Source organism: Novosphingobium sp. GW835-FHT14H07 (assembly GCF_058793515.1).
In genome coordinates, this window is record NZ_JBXAFX010000016.1 from 32,449 (window position 1) to 50,942 (window position 18,494).

The following is an 18,494-nucleotide window of genomic DNA, read 5'->3' on the forward strand; positions in this document are numbered from 1 at the left end:
GATCACGGCGCTTCGCCTTGTCTCTCGGCAGGGTGAAGCGCCAGTCTTTGTTCGGTCAGGATCTGCCAGCCGGTGAGGAACAGGGCCCCGACCACCGGGCCGACAACGATGCCGGAAAGGCCTAGCAACTCGATCCCGCCCAGCGTTGTCACCAGAACCAGCCAGTCGCGGATGCCGGTATCGCGGCCGACCAGCATCGGACGCAGGACGTTGTCGGCAAGGCCGATGACCATGACGCCCGATCCGATCACGACTGCGCCCTGCCAGATCGCACCCGTGGCGAAGAGGTAGATCGCGACCGGGCCCCAGACGATGGCAGGGCCGATCGCGGGTAGCAGTGCGGCAATGGCCATGAGCGCACCCCAGAGCAGTGAGGCGGGCAGACCGACTATTGCGAAAGTGATCGCGCCAAGTGCGCCCTGTGCCAAGGCAACAAGCACCGAGCCCTTGATCGTGGCACGTACCACGGCGACGAACCGCTCGACGATCTGGGCGGCGATCGAATCCGCAAGAGGCAGGGCGCGGACAATCTGCGGACCCAGCACATATCCATCACGCAGCATGAAGAACGTGACGTAAAGGCCTACAGCAAAAGCAAGAAGGAAGGATGCCGCATTTGCGCCAAAGGCCAGTGCGCGCTGCGTGATTGCGCTGGCGCTGTTGCCGAGGGCTTCGGAAATGCGGCTCTGCGCGGTCTCGAACGTACCAAAACCGGCATTGCCGAGCAGGTCCTGAAGCCGAACCGGAAGAGCGTCGTGTACTTGTTTGAAATAGGAGGAGAAATTCAGCTCACCGGTGCGCAGTTGCGCGAATACGCCGGAAGCTTGTTCCACCACCATGGTTCCGATCAGCATGGCAGGGATGATCACCGCAAAGGTGATGATCAGCAGCGTCATTGCAGCAGCGCGACTGCGCCTTTCCGGCCACCGTTCGAGCAGGCGCTCGTTCAGCGAATGAAACATGATCGCGGCCAGCGCCGCCCACAGCATCGCGCCAAGAAAGTGCGATACGACAAGCGTCAACCCGACGGTGACAAGTACCAGAAACAGGACGAATCCGCCCTTTTCGATCTTGCTACGCTCCAGCATCATTCCCCCATCCTGCGGCCGAACCCGCATGCACCCAAGTGCCAGCGCAACGCATGGGTTCGCAAGCGGTTTCAGCTTATCGCCAGTGTGGAGCCTTTCAGCGTCACAAGACGCCCGGCAGAGAGAGTGATGGTGCGGCGGATTTCGCCCAGGCGCACCTCGACCGTGCCACTTTCCATCGGTTGCAGCACGGCCTGAACGAGTTGTCCTTCCGTCCACTTAAGATCGACTGCCACCCCGCCTCGCGCAATCAGCCCTCGGGCACTGCCAGAAGGCCAGGCCCGGGGAAGCGCGGGAAGGAGATGAAGCGAACTGCCCCGGCTTTGCATCAGCATTTCGATCATTGCGGTGCTGCCGCCGAAGTTGCCGTCGATCTGGAAGGGCGGATGCGCGTCGAACATGTTGGGATAAGTGCGCGCGGGCGAAAGCAGGCTGCGCAGGATTTTGTGCGCCCGCTCGCCATCCCGCAGCCGCGCCCACAGGGCGATCCGCCAGGCGGTGGCCCATCCGGTTGATTCATCACCGCGTCGGTCGAGGGAGACGCGCGCTGCCCTCGCCAGTTCTGGCGTGCCGTCCGGGTTGATCTGGTGGCCGGGATAGAGCGCATAGAGGTGCGAGACGTGGCGATGGTCCTGTTCGGGCGCAGCTTCGTCCCAGTCTTCGAGCCATTCCTGCAGCTGCCCGGCTTTGCCGATGCGGTCAGGCGCGAGGGCGGAGCGGGCGTGACGCAGCTGCTCGGCGAAATCGGCGTCGCGGTCCAGAACGGTGGCGGCAGCTGCGGTGCGATCGAACAGGTCTCGCAGGATCTGGCGGTCCATCGCTGGGCCGGCGCAGACCGAAGCGCCAAACGGGTGGCGGTTCTCGGGCGAGATCGAGGGGGAGGTGATCAGGCCCTGGGACGAGGGCTGCAGGGTCTCGAGAAAGAACTCTGCCGCGCCGCGCATGAGGGGGTAGATTGCGGCCAGCCATGCCCGGTCACGGCCATAGTCCCAGCGGTCCCACAGCGCGTTGCAGAGCCATGCGCCGCCCATCGGCCACATGCCCCATGCGGCACCATCGATCGGGCTGGAGGCGCGCCACAGATCGGTGTTGTGGTGGGCAACCCAGCCCCTTGCCCCATAGATGGCGCGGGCGGTCTTCGCCCCGCTGACCGCAAGTTCGCGGACCATGCGCAGCAGCGGCTCGGCGCATTCGCCGAGGTTGGCTGGGTCCGCCAGCCAGTAGTTCATCTGGGTGTTGATATTGATCGTGTACTTCGATCCCCACGGCGGCTTGGTGCTCTCGTTCCAGATGCCCTGCAGGTTCGCGGGCTGTTTGCCGGGGCGCGAGCAGCAGATCATCAGGTAGCGGGCATAGGCAAAATAGAGCGCGGCGAGGGCGGGTTCGTCGCTTTCGACATTGGCTTTGATGCGCTCGTCGGTAGGCAGGGGGCTGGCGGGGCCGAGGTGAAGCGCTGCGCGGCGATAGAGGCGGCGATGCTCGGCGATGTGAGCATCGCGCAAGGCCACCCATGGCCGGGCGCTGGCATTGGCGATCTGGCGGGCGACGGTGGCGACAGGATCGCCTGCGTGGCTGGTCGCGAGCGCGACGAGGATGGTCGCGTGCGAGGCCCCACTGACGACCAACGTGGCGCCCTCCGTCCGGACGCTTCCGCCTTGGGCGCTGGCGGTGATCCTTGCGGCGAGGCCCAGGCCGGCGGGGATGCCGTGATCTGCCCGATTGCGGCCCTCTGCGTGGATTGCATTGCCGGCCGCGCGGACCGTCGCGTCTTGCGGCGTGTCAAAACGAACGGCCAAATTCAGCGTGACGCCGTGACTGGCCGAGAGGTGGATGGCGATGACCTGATCGACGGGGCTTGCCAGTACCGCGCGCGTTATGGTGCCGGTGGAGGTGGCGAAGTGGGTTGTGGCGATGGCTTTGTCGAGATCAAGTTCGCGGCGATAGGTCCTTGGCGTGCCGGGAAGGTCCATGTCGATGAAGAGATCGCCGAAGGTCTGATAGGACATCTGCGAGACAGGCCGTGCGATCAGGCAGTCGTTGGCGAGGGCTTCCGCTTCGGCAAAGCGGCGCTGCGCGATCAGCTTGCGGATGTGCTCCACCGCTTGAGGACCAGCCTTCGGGTTCAACGGATCATAAGGGCCGCCGCTCCACAGCGTGTCTTCGTTCAGCTGGATCCGTTCTGACGTGGTGCCGCCGAAGACCATTGCTCCGAGCCTGCCGTTGCCCACCGGAAGGGCTTCGGTCCAGATCGAGGCAGGCTGGCGATACCACAGCACATCCTGCCGGGGCGCGGGGGGCGCAGCCTTGGCAGGAAGTCCGACAATTCCCTGTCCAGCAACAGCAGCACCCGCTGCGATTGCCTGCCTGCGTGTGATTGGCATCCCGCTTCCCGTAGTCCGATGACCATCGTACGATGGTGTTTTCTGGATCTCGGATCGGCGTGCAAGAGCCATATCCGGCAGCGTAAGGCCGCCGGATAATAAGTATGACTAAATACTGGGCTGTCCAGCGAAAAGCTGCAGACGGCTATACCTCAGGCGCGCGCCGGCGGATCGATATCGGCAAGTGCCAGTTCGATCAGTTTCTGCATGGCAGCACGGGCGGCAGGGCCGTCGCCATCGGCCACGGCATCGAACAGCACGCGGTGATCTGGCAAGGGATCGCGCGGCAGCTTGCGCTTGCGCTGCTTGTAGATCGTGGTCCATCGCACCGCAGCCGAGATGGTGCTGGCCAATGAGATCAGCGCCATGTTGCCAGTCGCCTTCAGCAGCGTGGTGTGGAACGACTGGTCCGCGGCCTGACCGAGCGGCGAAGCCAGCGTGTGCTTGGCCATTTCCTCAAGCGCGTGGCCCATCTGCGCCAGTTGCGCACCGGTCCGGCGGGTGGCAGCAATTTCGGCGGCCGCCGGTTCGATGATCAGTCGCAGCTCGAACAGGTCGTCAATCGCGGCCTGGCTGGGTTCGCCCTCGAAGGTCCAGGCAAGAACGTCGGGATCGAGGATGTGCCAGCGCGACGGATCGGTGATCTTGGTGCCTGCCTTCGGGCGGCTTTCGACCAGGCCCTTGGCGGCGAGGATACGGATTGCCTCGCGATAGGCGGTGCGCGAAATGTGGTTGCGCTCGGCAAAATCGACCTCGCTCGTCAGCACGTGGCCGGGGGCGTATTTACCGGTGACAATGGCAATACCAAGATCGCGCGCGATGCTGCCGTGTAGGCGTAAAGATTTGTCAGACCTGTCGATCGCGTCCCCGCCCTGTTCCTTGCTTCGCGACACTTTCAGCTCCTTGCGCCCCTGTGCCCTATTTGGGCGCAATTTCGGCAAAGTCCAGCAGTTCGATGGTCGGGGGGTCACCCTTATCGAACTGTCAGTCCTTTGCCGTCATGGCCTACGGAAGGTCCATTTGCCAGCCTCGGACGCCGTGTCGAAGCGGACGAGCCGCGGCGTGCTGGCCCCGACAGCGGCCAAGGCCAGGGGCTTCATGGGATCGGGCGTGGTCTTCGGGACGATTCGATAGGTGCCATCCGGCAGCATGTCGATCCGCCAGAGCTGTTCGGGTGCGCCGGTGTATTCCGGCACTGTCACGACATCGCCCGACGGCGTGGCGGCAAGAGCGCGGTTCGTTCCGGCGATGACGATCTTCATATACGGCGCGCCGAACCAGCCCCCGGCACCGGTCGCAGGTTCGACTGTCCAATGCTGATTGGGACGGACCTGGTACGTACCCATGTCGACCGCGATCGTGCCCTTGGACCACACGGCCTGGTTCTGCTCCAGAGTCTGATCCGGCACGGGCTTGACCGGCTCCTTGGGCGGGCCGAAACCGGTCCACGACCAGGGCAAGCGCACTTCGTCCACCGCCAATTGCAGCGCGCCGCCGCGCTCGGACTGGATCTCGTAAGTGCCGGGGCGCAGATTTTCCTGTCCCACTGGCCAACCGTTCTTCCAGGTCAGCGGCAGGATTGCGAGAACGCTGCGCGCGGAGCGGTCCATATCGGCCTCGTAGTGGAACGAGAACTTTTCCACGCCATCGCCGAGCTCAACCAGGCCGAAATGGCCAGCGCCGCGACCACGGCCGTTCGATCCCCAGACCAGCTTGCCGCCACCCTTGAGCAGGGGCACGCCGAAGTTGTCGACATAAGGGCCGAGCGGGCTCCTCGAACGGCCGACGCGGATATTGTAGGTCGAGTTGGGCCCGTCGCAGCAGGTGCCATGGGTGCCGAGCAGATAGTACCAGCCATCACGATAAAGCAGTGCGGTTGCCTCCATGTCGATCGCGATATCGACGGGCTGGTTGCCGGGCAGGCGTTCGGCAGTTTTTGGATCAAGTTCGACCATCCGGATCGCGCCGAAGTAGGTGCCGTAGCTGAGCCAAAGGCGCCCTTCGGCGAGCAGGAAGGCCGGGTCGATTGCATCGTTGTTCTCGAAGCCATCGCTCGAAGCCACGGTGCCGACCTCGTGGAAACCGAAATCCCTGGACGCGGGATCGAGCGACTTCGTCCACATGATCTTCACGTCGCTCTTGTGGCCGCCATTCATGCCGCCGCCGCCGACGGCCCAGGCCACGTAGTAGCGATCCCCCAGATTGATCACGTCGGGCGCTACGCCGCCGCCGGGCCGAACTGGCCCGCTTTTCCAGGTCCAGCCGTCAGACGACACCAGGCCGCCCTTGCCGGTGCCGAAGGTGTAGAAGCGACCATCTGAATGCGCAATTGTCGAGGGATCATGGATGTAAGGCTCGCCCTCCATCTGCGCGACGGGGTTGCTCTGCGCGAGAAGCGGGGCGGCAATGCCGGCGAGAGCTGCGGCGGCGAGGAGCTTGGTGTTCATCACAGGCCTTTCAGCGCAGGGTAACTTTGAGATCGCGGATCGGCTGTCCCTTGTCGTCGACGAATCGGACCGCGAAATCGGACAGGCCGGGGCCGTTGATGACCGCGCCGTGCAGCACGTTACGACCCTTTTTCAAACCGAGCGCGGGCGAGACGACATCGTCCATGACCATGCGACGGTCGCCGAACAAGGCCGCGGCTTCCTTCCCGTTCAGCCACCACATCGATGCGGAGTTGGAGCCGACGGCGAGGTGAGCTTGGGGCATATCGCGTGGCGCGTCGATCACCGTCGTTGCCCAGAAGATTACGCCGTAAGTCGGCTTGCCGTAGGCGGCGGCGAAGTAGAACAGCTTGGCGTCCCACTGCGTGGCGTCAAGCGCATGCCAGGTGAGGGCAGCGCCCTTGTGCGAAACGGTCTGGCCTTCACTGGGCAGCTTGCGGTCGAGACCTGCGGGTCGGTCTTCAGCAAAGGCCTTGCGCACGTAGTCGCTGGTAAAGAGCTGGTTGGTGCGATTAGGCTTTGTGATCGGCTCAAGCAGCAGCCAGCGGCGAATGAAGCCATCTTCGTCAACCGACGTGCTGCCGGTTGTGGCTGGCACGAAGTATGGGGCGAGCGAAGGGGCCGGTTGTGAAATTGCGGGTGTGGCAGACGCGCAAAGTACTGCGCCCACCGCCGCAAGAAAGGCGGAGGTCCGAATCATGTCATCCTCTCATATTCTTACAATTGTATGAGTTAAAGAAGATGAGGTTTCAACGATAATTATCAACGTCGAAGGCGTAAAAAGCCCGCGGCACTCGCATTCGTGCCGCGGGCTTCTGCTTTTACTCAGACCAGTTTGATCAGAACCGGTTGAGCATGTTCTCCAGCCATTCCTGACGGCCCGAGACCGGGGCCGGCTTGAGATCCTGCGCCACGGCGAGGTCCGCGATTTCGGCGAGGCTTGACTTGCGGATGGTTGCCCCCAGCTCGCCATTCCAACCAGCATAGCGTTCGGCGCGGAAGGCATCGATGCGACCATCGGCGATGATCGCCTCGGCACGCAGCAGGGCCTTGGCGATGACATCGACGCCGCCGATGTGGCCGTGGAAAAGGTCAGCTGCATCAACTGATTGGCGGCGGACCTTGGCATCGAAGTTGAAGCCGCCGTCGGTGAAACCACCAGCGCGCTCGATCTCGATGCAGGCCAGCGTCAGTTCCTCGACCGAGTTGGGGAACTGGTCGGTGTCCCATCCATTCTGCGGGTCGCCGCGGTTGGCGTCGATCGAACCGAACACCCCGAGCGCGCCGGCCATGGCGATTTCATGCTCGAAGGTATGGCCCGAAAGCGTTGCGTGGTTGGCCTCGATGTTGACCTTGACTTCGTTTTCGAGGCCGAAGCGCTTGAGGAAGCCGTACACGGTCTGGGTATCGAAGTCGTACTGGTGCTTGGTTGGCTCGTGCGGCTTGGGTTCGATCAGGATCGTGCCCTTGAAGCCGATCTTGTGCTTGTGTTCGACCACGAGGCTGAGGAAGCGACCGAAGTTTTCCTGCTCGGTCTTGAGATCGGTGTTGAGGATCGTGTCGTAACCTTCACGCCCGCCCCACAAAACATAGTTCGAGCCGCCGAGACGATGGGTCGCTTCAAGAGCATCCCGCACCTGGCTGGCACCCCACGCATAGACTTCCGGGCGAGGGCTGGTGGCGGCGCCGGCAAGGTAGCGCGGGTGGCCGAACAGATTGGCCGTTCCCCACAGCAGCTTGCGGCCGTGCCTGGCCTGCAGCTCTTCGAGGTGATCGACGGCGCGAGCGAAGCTGGCGCGGAATTCGCCGATGCTCTCGGCCGGTGCCATCACGTCGACATCGTGGAAGCAGTAAAACGGCAGGTCGAGCTTCTCGACAAAGGCGAGAGCGGCTTCACGCTTGGCGCGGGCGGCGCTTTCGTCCTGCGGACCGTTGAGCCAGGGGCGATCGAACGTGCCAGCGCCAAACACGTCGCTGCCGGGCCAGCAGAAGGTGTGCCACATGCACACGGCAAAGCGCAGGTAGTCTTCCATGCGCTTGCCGAAGACCATGCGGTCCTTGTCGTAGAAGCGATATGCAAGATCACTGGTGCTGTCAGGACCCTCGTAGCGGACGGTCGCGAATTCATCGAAATAGGCTGCGGACATACAAGTTACTCCTTGATCGGGGCGAGCGCGGCATAGGCTGCGCGGAAACGGGCGCGCTTGGGCGCTAATGATGCGGCGAGGGCGAGATCAGGCTCGATCACGGCACGAACCGGCGGGCGGGTGCAGACTTCGGCGGCGGAAGCCTTGGTCACGGCGATCTGCGCGAGACGGGCGCCGCCCAGCGCCGGGCCGACTTCGCCACCGTGGAGATAGACGAGCCGCACGCCGAGGACGCTCGACAGGATGCGCCCCCAGTGCGCCGAGCGGGAGCCGCCGCCGATCACGCACAACTCGTCGATCTGCGTACCGGCGTTGCGCAGGGCATCGATCCCGTCGGCATGGGCAAAGGCCACGCCCTCAAGCACGGCGGCGGCCATGCGTCCGGTGGTGCTTTCGTTACCGAGGCCGAGGAACGCCGCGCGAATGTGCGGATCGTTGTGCGGAGTGCGCTCGCCGGAGAGGTATGGCAGGAATAGCTCAGGCCCGCAGGCGGCGCCGGACTGTTCGGCAAGGGCGAAGAACTCCGCAGGGCCCGGCACGTTGCAGGCCTTGGCTGCCCAGTCGATGCACGAGGCGGCGGACAGGTGCACGCTCATCTGGTGCCACACGCCCGGCAAGGCGTGGCAGAAGGCGTGGACGGCCTCGGCCGGGTTGGGCCGGAATGCCGCATTGGCCACGAAGATCACGCCCGATGTACCCAGCGAAAGCATGCCTTGCCCGTCTGACAGCACGCCGACGCCCAATGCGCCCGCGGCATTGTCTCCAGCGCCTGCGACCACCGGCACGCGGTCCATTCCCCAGGCCCTGGCAACATCTTCGCGCAGCACGCCCGTCACGTCAGGCCCTTCATGAAGGCGCGGCATGTGGCTTTCGTCAAGGCCAGTGGCGGCGAGCATTTCCGGAGACCAGGCGCGCTTGGCGACGTCGAGCCAGAGAGTGCCGGCGCTGTCGGACATGTCGCTTGCCTTTTCACCGGTCAAGGCGAGCCGGACGTAGTCCTTGGGCAGCAGGACCGTCCGCGTGGCGGCGAAAACGTCCGGTTCGTGATTGCGGACCCACGCCAGCTTGGGAGCCGTGAAACCAGGCATGGCGATGTTGCCGGTGATCTCGCGAGCGCGAGGTTCGGCGGCCTCGATCTCCGCACATTCGGCAAAGCTGCGGCCGTCGTTCCACAGGATGGCAGGGCGCAGCGGCTTGTCGTCCGAGCCCAGCAGGGTTGCGCCGTGCATCTGCCCCGCAAGGCCGATGCCGCGCACGCCCTTGCGCAAGGCGGCATCGAGGCCAAGCACCGCCTTGTGCGCTGCGTCCACCCAGTCAGCAGGGGCCTGTTCGGACCACAACGGGTGAGGCCGGGAAACGGTAAGGTCCGAGCTGCTCTGCGCCAGGACCTCCCCGGTTTCGGCGGTGACGACCGCCTTTACGCAACTGGTGCCGACATCGATGCCGAGGAACATTGGGATTTACTTCGCTTTCATGGGATCGATCGTCTGGATCGAGCCATCAGGGTTGAAGGTCAGCTCGGTCACCTTGACGTTGCGCAGGTGGTTCTTGTTGGAGAGCTGCGTGTCGGCGTAGAACAGCCACCACTTGCCATCGTGCTGGATGATCGAGTGGTGCGTGGTCCAGCCCTGCACGGGCTTGAGGATGTGGCCGGCGTACTTGAACGGTCCATACGGACTAGTGCCGATGGCGTAGTTGAGGAAGTGCGTGTCGCCGGTCGAGTAGGTGTAGTAGTATTTGCCATCCTTTTTGAAGACCCAGGAGGCTTCGAAGAAGCGGCGCTCGTGGTCGCCTCCCAGTACCGGCTTGCCATCTTCGCCCAGGATCACCGCGTCGCGAGGGCTCTCCGCGAAAGTCTTCATGTCGGGGTTCATCTTGACGACCTTGCCGGACAGCGCGGGCTGGTCATCCTTCATGAGATCGGTGTCGGAGCCGTTTGGATCATACTTGCCCGTGGCCCAACGCTGAAGCTGCCCACCCCAGATGCCGCCGAAGTACATGTAGGCAGTGCCGTCGTCGTCGGTGAACACCGCGGGGTCCATCGAGAACGAACCGGGAATGGGGTCCTTTTCGGCCACAAACGGGCCCATCGGGCTCTTCGACGTGGCGACGCCGATGCGGAACGCGCCGAGGCCGTTCTTGTCCTTCGATTTGTCGCGCGCCGGGAAGTACAGGTAGTAGGTGCCGTCCTTGTAGGCCGCATCGGGCGCCCACATCTGCTGTGAGGCCCAAGGCACGTCCTTTACGTCAAGCGCGACAGGACCGACGGTGACCTTGCCGCCAACCTTGTCCATGCTCAAGACCCGGTAGTCGCGCATGGCGTACTGGTTGCCCAGATCGTCGTCAGGCGTCGGCGTTTCGATGTCGTGCGAGGGGTAGATGTAGATCTTGCCGTCAAAGACGTGGGCGGAAGGGTCAGCGGTGTAGATCTCGTTGACCAGAGGTTGATCACGGAAGGCGCTTGCAGGTGCCCCACCATTTGCGGGCTGCGCTTCGTTCGCGGCCTTCGAGCAGGCGACGAGCGCAAGCGCGCTGGTCAGGCACAGGGCAGCAGTGGTGATTCTCGCCTTCATCATGACATCCCCTTGCAGGCCGGTTTTCCGGCCTTTCGCGTAATTGCTGCGGCGATGATAGCGCTACCTAAACCTGACGGCAATCTGAAATATGCATTCTAATTAGCGTCGAGGTGAACGCTTGGCAAGCACTGCTTCAAGCAGAAATCAGGAAGCTGCCTTCCAGGCCGCCACTAGGGACGCTGCGCGCGCAGCCACGGTCGCCGCATCGTCGCCGGGCCGGTAGAGGCTGCCCCCGACACCGATCCCGTACACCCCGGCCGCGCGGAACTCTGCGACATTGGCCGCGCCGACGCCACCGACCGCCCATATGCGCGCTTCTGCCGGCAGGACCTCCCGAATGGCCTTGATATAGCTGCTGCCCAGGACGGAGCCGGGAAAGAGCTTGAGGTCCCGCGCGCCTGCGCCAAGTGCCGCGAAGGCTTCGGTGGGCGTCAGGAACCCTGGAAGGACGTCCATGCCGAGTTCGAGCGACCGGGCAATGACCGCGGCGTCCGTATTGGGCGAGACCATGAACGTGCCGCCGGCCGCCGCGAGCTGTTCGGCAAGATCCGTGCTGGTTACCGTGCCGCCGCCAAAGGACGCGCGGTCACCCAGCGCTTTCACCATGGCCCTGATCGACCCGCACGGATCAGGGGAGTTGAAGGGCACTTCGATCAGGCGCACACCCGCCTCGACCAGGGAAGCGGCGATGTCCACCGCTTCCTCGGTGCGTATGCCGCGCAGGATGGCGACGATGGGCGGAACGCCTTCGGCGAGGACTTCTTCGACCTTCACGGGCGCAGACTTTCAGCAAGTGTTATGGCTTGGGCAAGTCCGGCCACGACGGCGCGTTCGCCGTCGACCAGTTGCGATGAACCGCCGTGGTGTGCAAGCGCGGTCGCATAAAGCGCGGCAAGTGCGGGATCGCCGATCAATGTCACGTTCCGCGCGCCTCTGCCGAACTGCGCCACCTCTGCCCCAATCAGCACGCCCGAGAGATAGCCCTTGGCCCAATCGCGCGAGCGGCCATCGAGCAGGCGCGCCGCGCGAGCTTCGAACAGAGCACCCGGCAATGCTTCGGCCGAACGGGAAAGCCCGCGTCCGAAGCCATCCTCAAAGCTGCCCTCGCCGGGCGCGTCCGGGCCGGTCAGGGAGGTGTGGCCCGTAATCGCGGCAAAAACCTCGCCGGTGGGAGCCGTATGGAAGCCGGTGATGGTGCCGTCGCTGGTGCTGACCCATTTGCCGTGGGTGCCGGGAAGGGCGAAGAGATGATCGCCATCGCGCAGGACAGGATTCAGCGCCATTGCGCCGAAGACCTGCGTTTCCTCGCCGCGCATAACCTCGGGCACGCCATCGCCGGTCCGGCAGGAGAGACCGGGCAGGATCTCGACATCGTGGCCCAGCACGCGCAGCCGGGTGCGGCCATGGTGCCAGCCCTCCGCATCGACCGGGCAGGGGGCATAAGGAGCAACGGCGAGGCCTGCGGGAGACCCGACCATGCCGCACAGCGTGATCGCCTTGATCGGACCGTCTGCCAGCCAGACCGAGAGCAGGCGAGCCAGCGATCGCTCCGCCGGTTCCACCAGCTGGGTCACGCCGGGGCCATCCAAGCGTGCGGTCGTCTCGCCGTCCTCCACGAGGAACAGGCGCAAGCGGGTGCTGCCCCAGTCGCCGATAACGCGTCGCACCGGGCCAGGCATGGTCAATCCTCGAACGGTTCGACGCTGACCCGCGTCGCGCGCAGGAAGGCGTCGGCAACGAGGCGCAGCGGGGTTACATCGACGTCGCTGCGGCCGGTGCGGATCAGAGTGGCGAAGCGGGCGTAGAGGCCGGGATACTCGTGATCCTCGTCATGGCTGGTGCCCGAAGGTAGCGTCAGTACCGCGCCGCCGCTTGACAGCTTGAGCGTGCCGGCATCGGTTTCCACCACGATGTCCCAGCTTTGCGGGCCGGTCTGCCGCCAGTCGAGGTCCATGTGGACTGACGCGCCGGTGCTATCGCGGAAGCTCAGGTCGGCAGCGATGGGGGCGGCGCGGTTGGAGGGGATTTCGAGTGTCCCGGACTGCAGGAAGATCGGCCGGGGCAGGATGCGGGTTGCGATCGACAATGCGTTGATTCCGGGGTCGAAGACACCCAGGCCGCCCGGCTCCCAGATCCACGCCTGTCCCGGATGCCACACCCGCACGTCCTCGCGCCAAATGATCTCGACATTGTCGATGCGCCGTTCGGCCAGCCAGGCTCGGGCTGGAGCAACCCCGGCGGCAAAGCGCGAATGCCAGGCAGCGAACAGCGTGGCGCCGACCTTGTCTGCCTGCGTTTCCAGCGCGGCGACTTCAGCCAGCGTCGCGCCCGGTGGCTTTTCGAGAAAGACGTGGACGCCGCGCGCAAGCGCGGTGCTGGCCAGATCGTAGCGTACCTGTGGCGGGGTGCACAGCGCGACGGCGTCGACGGCCGGACCGCTCGCAAGCAACTCGTCCAGACTGGCGAAATGGGGCACGCCATCTACGCCGGGGTCATGCGGGCTGACCGTCGCGGCAAGTCCGAACGCGCCATTGCCAGCGATAGCGGGCAAGTGCTGGTCGCGGGCGATCTTGCCCACGCCGATAACGGCGATCCTGATCGGGTCCATGCCTTTAGAGTACCTGCACCTTGAGCGGCGCGGAAGCATCGCCTGCCGTCTGCGTCAGCGGATTGCGGCACGGCAGTGCAAACGGCGCCGCCTCGATCTCGAACACGTCGCCCACTTGCGTGCGTACTGCATCGCTGAATGAGAGTGTAGCGGTGCCAAAGAAGTGGACATGCACATCGCCGGGGCGCCGGAACAACTCGTACTTGAAGTGGTGGTGCTCCAGGTTGGCGAGGCTATGGCTCATGTTGTCCTCGCCGGTAAGGAAGGGCTTTTCCCACTGCACCACGCCATCGCGCAGTATGCGGCTGGTGCCGCGAATGTCGGTGGGGGCCTCGCCGATCAGCAGTTCAGGGCCCAGTGCGGCCCGGCGCAGCTTGGAATGCGCCAGCCACAGGTAATTGTGGCGTTCGGTGACGTGGTCCGAAAACTCGTTGGCAAGCGCGAAGCCGAGCCTGAACGGTGTGCCGTCCGGGCCGATCAGGTAGATGCCAGCCAGTTCCGGTTCCTCGCCGCCGTCCTGCGCGAATGCCGGCATCTCCAGCGGTTCGCCGGGTCCGACCAGCTGGCTGCCATCACCCTTGTAGAACCATTCGGGCTGCTGGCCGACCCGGCCATCGCTCGGCTTGCCGCCCTCGAGCCCTTCGAGGAACATGCGCATGGAATCGGTCTGATGGGCAGCCGCTGCAGCCTCCCGATGCATCTTGTCGCGCCCTTCGGCCGAGCCGAGGTGGGTAAGGCCTGTGCCGGTCAGGGCCAGATGCGCCGGATCTTCGTGGTCGATCGGCGCGAGGAAGCGGCCTGCTTCGAACTCTGCCGCAAGATCTATTGACGGGCCAACCGGACAGGCTTTCGCCTCCTGCACCAGCGACGTTCCGGCGGCGATGGCGCGGCGGGCGAGGTCCGTGGTGCGGGCAACTCCTTCGAGGACATGCGCGGCCGCGCCATTGGCCAGGATGACACTGCGCGTTCCATCGCTGGCACGGTGCTGCAGGAGGCGGAGGGACATGATGGGATCTCCTGTCAGGCGCTCAGAGCGTCAACGTGCCGTCAATCAGGCGCGGCGCACCGTCGCCACGCGCATCATCACGCAGTTCGCGCGGCAACAGATCGGCGGCCAGGTTCTGGTAGCTGACGGGGCGCAGGAAGCGGTCGATCGCGAGGCTTCCGACCGAGGTCGTGCGCGGGTCGGAGGTCGCCGGGAAGGGACCGCCATGGACCATGGCGTGGCATACTTCGACGCCGGTCGGCCAGCCATTGGCAAGGATGCGCCCGGCCTTCAGTTCAAGCACCGGCATCAACCGCGCGGCGAGCGCTTCATCAGCGGCGTCCATGTGCAGGGTGGCCGTCAGCTGGCCTTCGAGTCCGGCAAGGACTGTAGCGAGTTCTACCTCGTCCCTGCACACGACGACGACCGAAGAGGCGCCGAAAACCTCGTGGCCCAGAGCCTTGTCGGCGAGGAATGCCTGCGCAGTGGTGCGGAATAGCGCGGCGTGGCCCTGCATTGCGTCGCCGGCAACGCCCTCGGCCAGCTTTTCTACGCCGGTTGCGGTTTCAAGCGCGGCGACGCCCGACTGATAGGCCTTGCAGATGCCGCCCGTCAGCATCGTCTGGGCAGTCGCGGCCCTGACGGCTTCGGTGGCAGCGGCAATAAAGGCTTCGAGGCCTTCGCCTTCGATGGCCAGCACAAGGCCGGGATTGGTGCAGAACTGGCCCGCACCCATGGTGAGCGAGCCGACGAACGCCGTGCCGAGCGCCACCCCCCGCGCCTTCAGCGCTTCGGGCAGGAGCAGCACCGGGTTGATGCTCGACATCTCGGCGTAGACCGGGATCGGCACCTCACGGCCTTGGGCAAGGCGGACGAGCGCAAGGCCGCCGCTGCGCGAGCCGGTGAAGCCGACTGCGGCAATGCGCGGATCCTGCACAAGCGCCGCGCCAAGTTCGTTCGACGGACCCACGAGATGGCCGAACACGCCGGCCGGCAGGCCACAGGCAGCAACTGCACGGGCTATCGCCCCCGCGACCAGTTCGCCAGTGCGGGGATGGGCAGGGTGTCCCTTGACCACGACCGGGCAGCCTGCCGCCAGCGCCGAGGCGGTGTCCCCTCCAGCCGTCGAAAAGGCGAGCGGGAAGTTTGATGCGCCGAACACGGCGACCGGCCCCACCGGGATCATGCGCAGGCGGATGTCCGGACGGGGCAGGGGCTGACGATCGGGCAGGGCCGGATCGATGCGCAACTGCTGCCAGGCGCCCTTGCGGACAACGTCTGCAAACAGGCGTAGCTGGCCCACGGTGCGGCCCCGTTCGCCTTCGAGGCGCGCACGGGGAAGGCCGGACTCGCTCATTGCTGCTTCGATCAGATCATCGCCGATGGCGAGGATCTCTGATGCAATGGATTCGAGGAAGGCAGCGCGCTCTTCGCGGCTGGTGGCGCGGTAGACGTCGAACGCGGCGGCAGCTGCGGCGCAGGCGGCATCGACTTCAGCGGGGCCATGCACCGCAAAGGCAGGACCGGTCGGCTCACCCGTGGCGGCTACCACGGAGCGGAATTCTGTCATCGAAAATCTCCTGATTTAGTCTGACATATTATCAGAATGGCCGGAGCGCAACCATGTGCGATCCGGCCGAAGGGCGTTCATAGCTATGCGTCAGGCAGGATCGGCAGTGGTCTTTGAACCCCACAGTGCATAGAACAGCACATACAATTCACACGCAGCCGTCAGCAGGAAAGAGGTCTGCAGACCATAGGCATCGGCTAGCCACCCCTGCACGACGACCAGTGCGCCACCGGCGATGGCCATGATCAGCAGGCCTGAACCCTCCTCGGTCAAGGGCCCCAGGCCCTTGATGCCGAGCGTGAAGATCGTCGGGAACATGATCGAGTGGAACAGGCCGACAAGGATCAGCGCCCACATCGCGGCAGGGCCAGTGGTGAAGACGGTGACGAGCATGACCACGAAGGCGCCAACCGAGAATGCGGCAAGCACCAGGCCTGCGTCCACCTTCTGCATGATGGCCGAGCCCAAGAAGCGCCCGACCATCATGCCGCCCCACAGGAAGGTGAGATACTGGCCGGCCTTCTCATGCGTCAGGTTGGCGATCTCCGGCTGGCTGACAAAGTTCACGAAGAGGTTCGCCACACCGATTTCGGCGATCAGGTAGATGAAGATTGCCGGAATGCCGAAGACGAGATTGCGGTGCTTCCACAGCGAAAGCTTTGCCCGTTCCTCGGGCGCAAGTCGCTGGGTTGCGCTGCCCATGGCTGGGAGCGGGAACCGGCCAATGATCGCGGCAAGAACGATGAGAACGACGGCAACGAGGCCATAAGGCAGGATCACCGATTGCGCATCGGCCAGCCGCTCGGCCTGTGTCAGTACGACATCGGACGTGGCCGTGCCGCCCTTTGAGCGACCGAGGATCAGGTATGCGCCGAACATCGGCGCAAGCATCGTTCCGGCAGAATTCATCGCCTGCACCAGGTTCAGGCGCGAGGACGCGGTCTCCGGCCTGCCGACCACGGCGACATAGGGATTGGCGGCAACCTGCAGCAGCGTAATGCCGCTGGCGATCACGAACAGCATCGCCAGGGTTACCCCATAGGACGGGATCGACGCCGCCAGCATCATGCCCAGCGCGCCTGCTGCCATCACCAGCAGCCCGATCACCAGCGACTTCTGGTAACCGATCTTCTCGATCAGCTTTGCCGAGGGGATCGAGGCAACGAAGTACGCGATGAACCACACCGATTCGATCAATGTTGTCTGCGTATAGTTCAGGTCGAACACGCTGCGCAGGTGTGGCAGCAGCGTGTTGTTGATGACCGTGATGAACCCCCACATGAAGAACAGGCTGGCCAGAAGGGTCAGCGCAGGGCCGTAGCGCACGTTGGAATCGCCTTCGATCGCGGTATTTCCCTGGGGTGAAGCCACTGGCGGCATGGACTTGCGCTTCCTCTCTCTTGCCCGGTGCGCGCTGCGGTACGCTTACCGTCTTGCGCAAATTCTATTTGTCGGACTATATCCGCGAACGCTTGCCGTCAATGGCGCAAGGACAATGCACGTCTCCGAAAGGATCGAGAGGATGAGGATTGCGGGAAAGCCGAACAACGGCACCCTGCTGATGCTGGCACTGGCCGCACCGGTTGCCCTGCTGGCCCAGTCGGTCAGCGCGGCCGAAGCGAAACAGGAAAGCGCAGGCAGGCTGGCCGACGGCACCGAGGCTTTCGCAATCACGTTGAAGGCTGCCAATGGCGTTTCTGCCCGCGTGCTGACCTATGGCGCCACGCTGCAGTCGCTGATGGCGCCCTCGCGCGATGGCAAGGTAGCCGACATCGTGCTGGGTTATGATGATGTGCAGACCTATGAGGCCAAGCCCAATTTCTTCGGCGTGACGGTGGGCCGCTATGCCAACCGCATCGCCAAGGGGCGTTTCACGCTTGATGGCAAGGCTTATCAGCTCGCCCAGAACAACCTCGGCAATTCGCTGCACGGCGGCGTGAAGGGCTTTGACAAGCGCAACTGGAAGGTGGTCTCGATCAAGTCGGGCCCGGTGGCGAGCGTGGTGCTCTCCTACGTCAGCGCCGATGGCGAGGAAGGCTATCCCGGCAAGCTCGATACCAAGGTGACCTATACGCTGGACGAGCGCGGGAATCTTGGCATCACCTTCGAAGCGGCGACCGACAAGCCGACGATCGTCAACATGACGAACCACGCGCTGTTCAACATGGCCGGGGAGGGGGCGCCGATGGGTGCCATGGGCAACCGGCTGATGATCCCGGCGTCAACCTACACCCCTGTCGATGCCACCCTGATCCCCACCGGCGAGCTTCGCAAGGTGGCGGGCACGGTGTTCGACTTCAGTCGGCCCAAGCGCATTGCCAACGGCTTGCGCGATGGACGGGACGACCAGATCGCCATCGGTCGCGGCTATGACCACAACTTCGCGCTCGACAAGGGCGTTACCGCGACGCCGCAGCTTGCCGCAAGGCTGGAAGACCCTGCTTCTGGCCGCGTGCTCGAAGTGCTGACGACCGAACCCGGCGTGCAGTTCTACACCGGTAATTTCCTTGATGGGACGGTGCTCGGCAAGCAGGGCCATGTCTACCGCATGGGAGACGGGATCGCGCTTGAACCGCAGAAGTTTCCGGATGCCCCCAACCAGGCCAAGTTCGTGTCCACACGTGTCGATCCGGGCAAGCCCTATCGCCACGCCATGATCTACCGCGTCAGCGTCGCGCCGAAGCGGCGCTGA

Annotated in this window: 15 protein-coding genes; 1 reads left to right on the plus strand and 14 read right to left on the minus strand. The window is 64.4% G+C overall.

Going from position 1 to position 18,494, the window contains the following annotated elements; translation table 11 throughout:
* Window positions 1-2 precede the first annotated feature (2 nt).
* The 14 genes from AC1Q5P_RS14660 to AC1Q5P_RS14725 all read right to left on the minus strand — a co-directional run bounded on the left by AC1Q5P_RS14660 (window position 3) and on the right by AC1Q5P_RS14725 (window position 17,182).
* Window positions 3-1,088, minus strand: coding sequence for an AI-2E family transporter (locus tag AC1Q5P_RS14660; RefSeq protein ID WP_492519339.1), 1,086 nt, complete (start codon window positions 1,086-1,088; stop codon window positions 3-5).
* Window positions 1,089-1,159: 71 nt separating this feature from the next.
* Window positions 1,160-3,469: a glycoside hydrolase family 95 protein gene (locus AC1Q5P_RS14665; protein WP_492519317.1), complete on the minus strand. Its 2,310-nt coding sequence runs from the start codon at window positions 3,467-3,469 to the stop codon at window positions 1,160-1,162.
* Between the two features lie 152 nt (window positions 3,470-3,621).
* On the minus strand, window positions 3,622-4,362 hold the full coding sequence (locus tag AC1Q5P_RS14670) for a FadR/GntR family transcriptional regulator (RefSeq protein ID WP_052242544.1): 741 nt from the start codon (window positions 4,360-4,362) through the stop codon (window positions 3,622-3,624).
* A 105-nt stretch (window positions 4,363-4,467) separates the two neighbouring features.
* Window positions 4,468-5,916, minus strand: coding sequence for a family 43 glycosylhydrolase (locus AC1Q5P_RS14675; RefSeq protein WP_492519318.1), 1,449 nt, complete (start codon window positions 5,914-5,916; stop codon window positions 4,468-4,470).
* Window positions 5,917-5,926: 10 nt separating this feature from the next.
* Window positions 5,927-6,514, minus strand: a complete 588-nt coding sequence (locus tag AC1Q5P_RS14680) for an acetylxylan esterase (protein WP_236727160.1) — start codon at window positions 6,512-6,514, stop codon at window positions 5,927-5,929.
* A gap of 241 nt (window positions 6,515-6,755) precedes the next feature.
* A complete protein-coding gene (xylA, locus tag AC1Q5P_RS14685; RefSeq protein ID WP_039335900.1) occupies window positions 6,756-8,063 on the minus strand; it encodes a xylose isomerase in 1,308 nt (435 codons plus the stop codon).
* A gap of 5 nt (window positions 8,064-8,068) precedes the next feature.
* The gene (gene xylB / locus AC1Q5P_RS14690) at window positions 8,069-9,517 is read right to left on the minus strand and encodes a xylulokinase (protein WP_492519319.1); all 1,449 of its coding nucleotides are present in this window, start codon (window positions 9,515-9,517) and stop codon (window positions 8,069-8,071) included.
* Between the two features lie 6 nt (window positions 9,518-9,523).
* On the minus strand, window positions 9,524-10,636 hold the full coding sequence (locus AC1Q5P_RS14695) for a glycoside hydrolase family 43 protein (RefSeq protein ID WP_427467158.1): 1,113 nt from the start codon (window positions 10,634-10,636) through the stop codon (window positions 9,524-9,526).
* 147 nt (window positions 10,637-10,783) lie between these two features.
* Entirely contained in the window at window positions 10,784-11,413 is a 630-nt protein-coding gene (locus tag AC1Q5P_RS14700) for a 2-dehydro-3-deoxy-6-phosphogalactonate aldolase (RefSeq protein WP_492519320.1), read from the minus strand.
* A complete protein-coding gene (locus tag AC1Q5P_RS14705; RefSeq protein ID WP_492478296.1) occupies window positions 11,410-12,318 on the minus strand; it encodes a 2-dehydro-3-deoxygalactonokinase in 909 nt (302 codons plus the stop codon). The genes AC1Q5P_RS14700 and AC1Q5P_RS14705 overlap by 4 nt, the downstream gene beginning before the upstream one ends.
* A gap of 2 nt (window positions 12,319-12,320) precedes the next feature.
* Complete coding sequence (locus tag AC1Q5P_RS14710; protein WP_492478297.1) at window positions 12,321-13,247, minus strand: Gfo/Idh/MocA family protein; 927 nt, start codon at window positions 13,245-13,247, stop codon at window positions 12,321-12,323.
* 4 nt (window positions 13,248-13,251) lie between these two features.
* Window positions 13,252-14,253, minus strand: a complete 1,002-nt coding sequence (gene araD1, locus AC1Q5P_RS14715) for an AraD1 family protein (protein ID WP_492519321.1) — start codon at window positions 14,251-14,253, stop codon at window positions 13,252-13,254.
* A 22-nt stretch (window positions 14,254-14,275) separates the two neighbouring features.
* On the minus strand, window positions 14,276-15,802 hold the full coding sequence (locus AC1Q5P_RS14720; RefSeq protein WP_492519322.1) for an aldehyde dehydrogenase (NADP(+)): 1,527 nt from the start codon (window positions 15,800-15,802) through the stop codon (window positions 14,276-14,278).
* Between the two features lie 90 nt (window positions 15,803-15,892).
* On the minus strand, window positions 15,893-17,182 hold the full coding sequence (locus AC1Q5P_RS14725) for a sugar MFS transporter (protein WP_062345168.1): 1,290 nt from the start codon (window positions 17,180-17,182) through the stop codon (window positions 15,893-15,895).
* Between the two features lie 181 nt (window positions 17,183-17,363).
* On the opposite strand from AC1Q5P_RS14725, the gene AC1Q5P_RS14730 reads away from it, so the two are divergent.
* On the plus strand, window positions 17,364-18,494 hold the full coding sequence (locus tag AC1Q5P_RS14730) for an aldose epimerase family protein (RefSeq protein WP_062345246.1): 1,131 nt from the start codon (window positions 17,364-17,366) through the stop codon (window positions 18,492-18,494).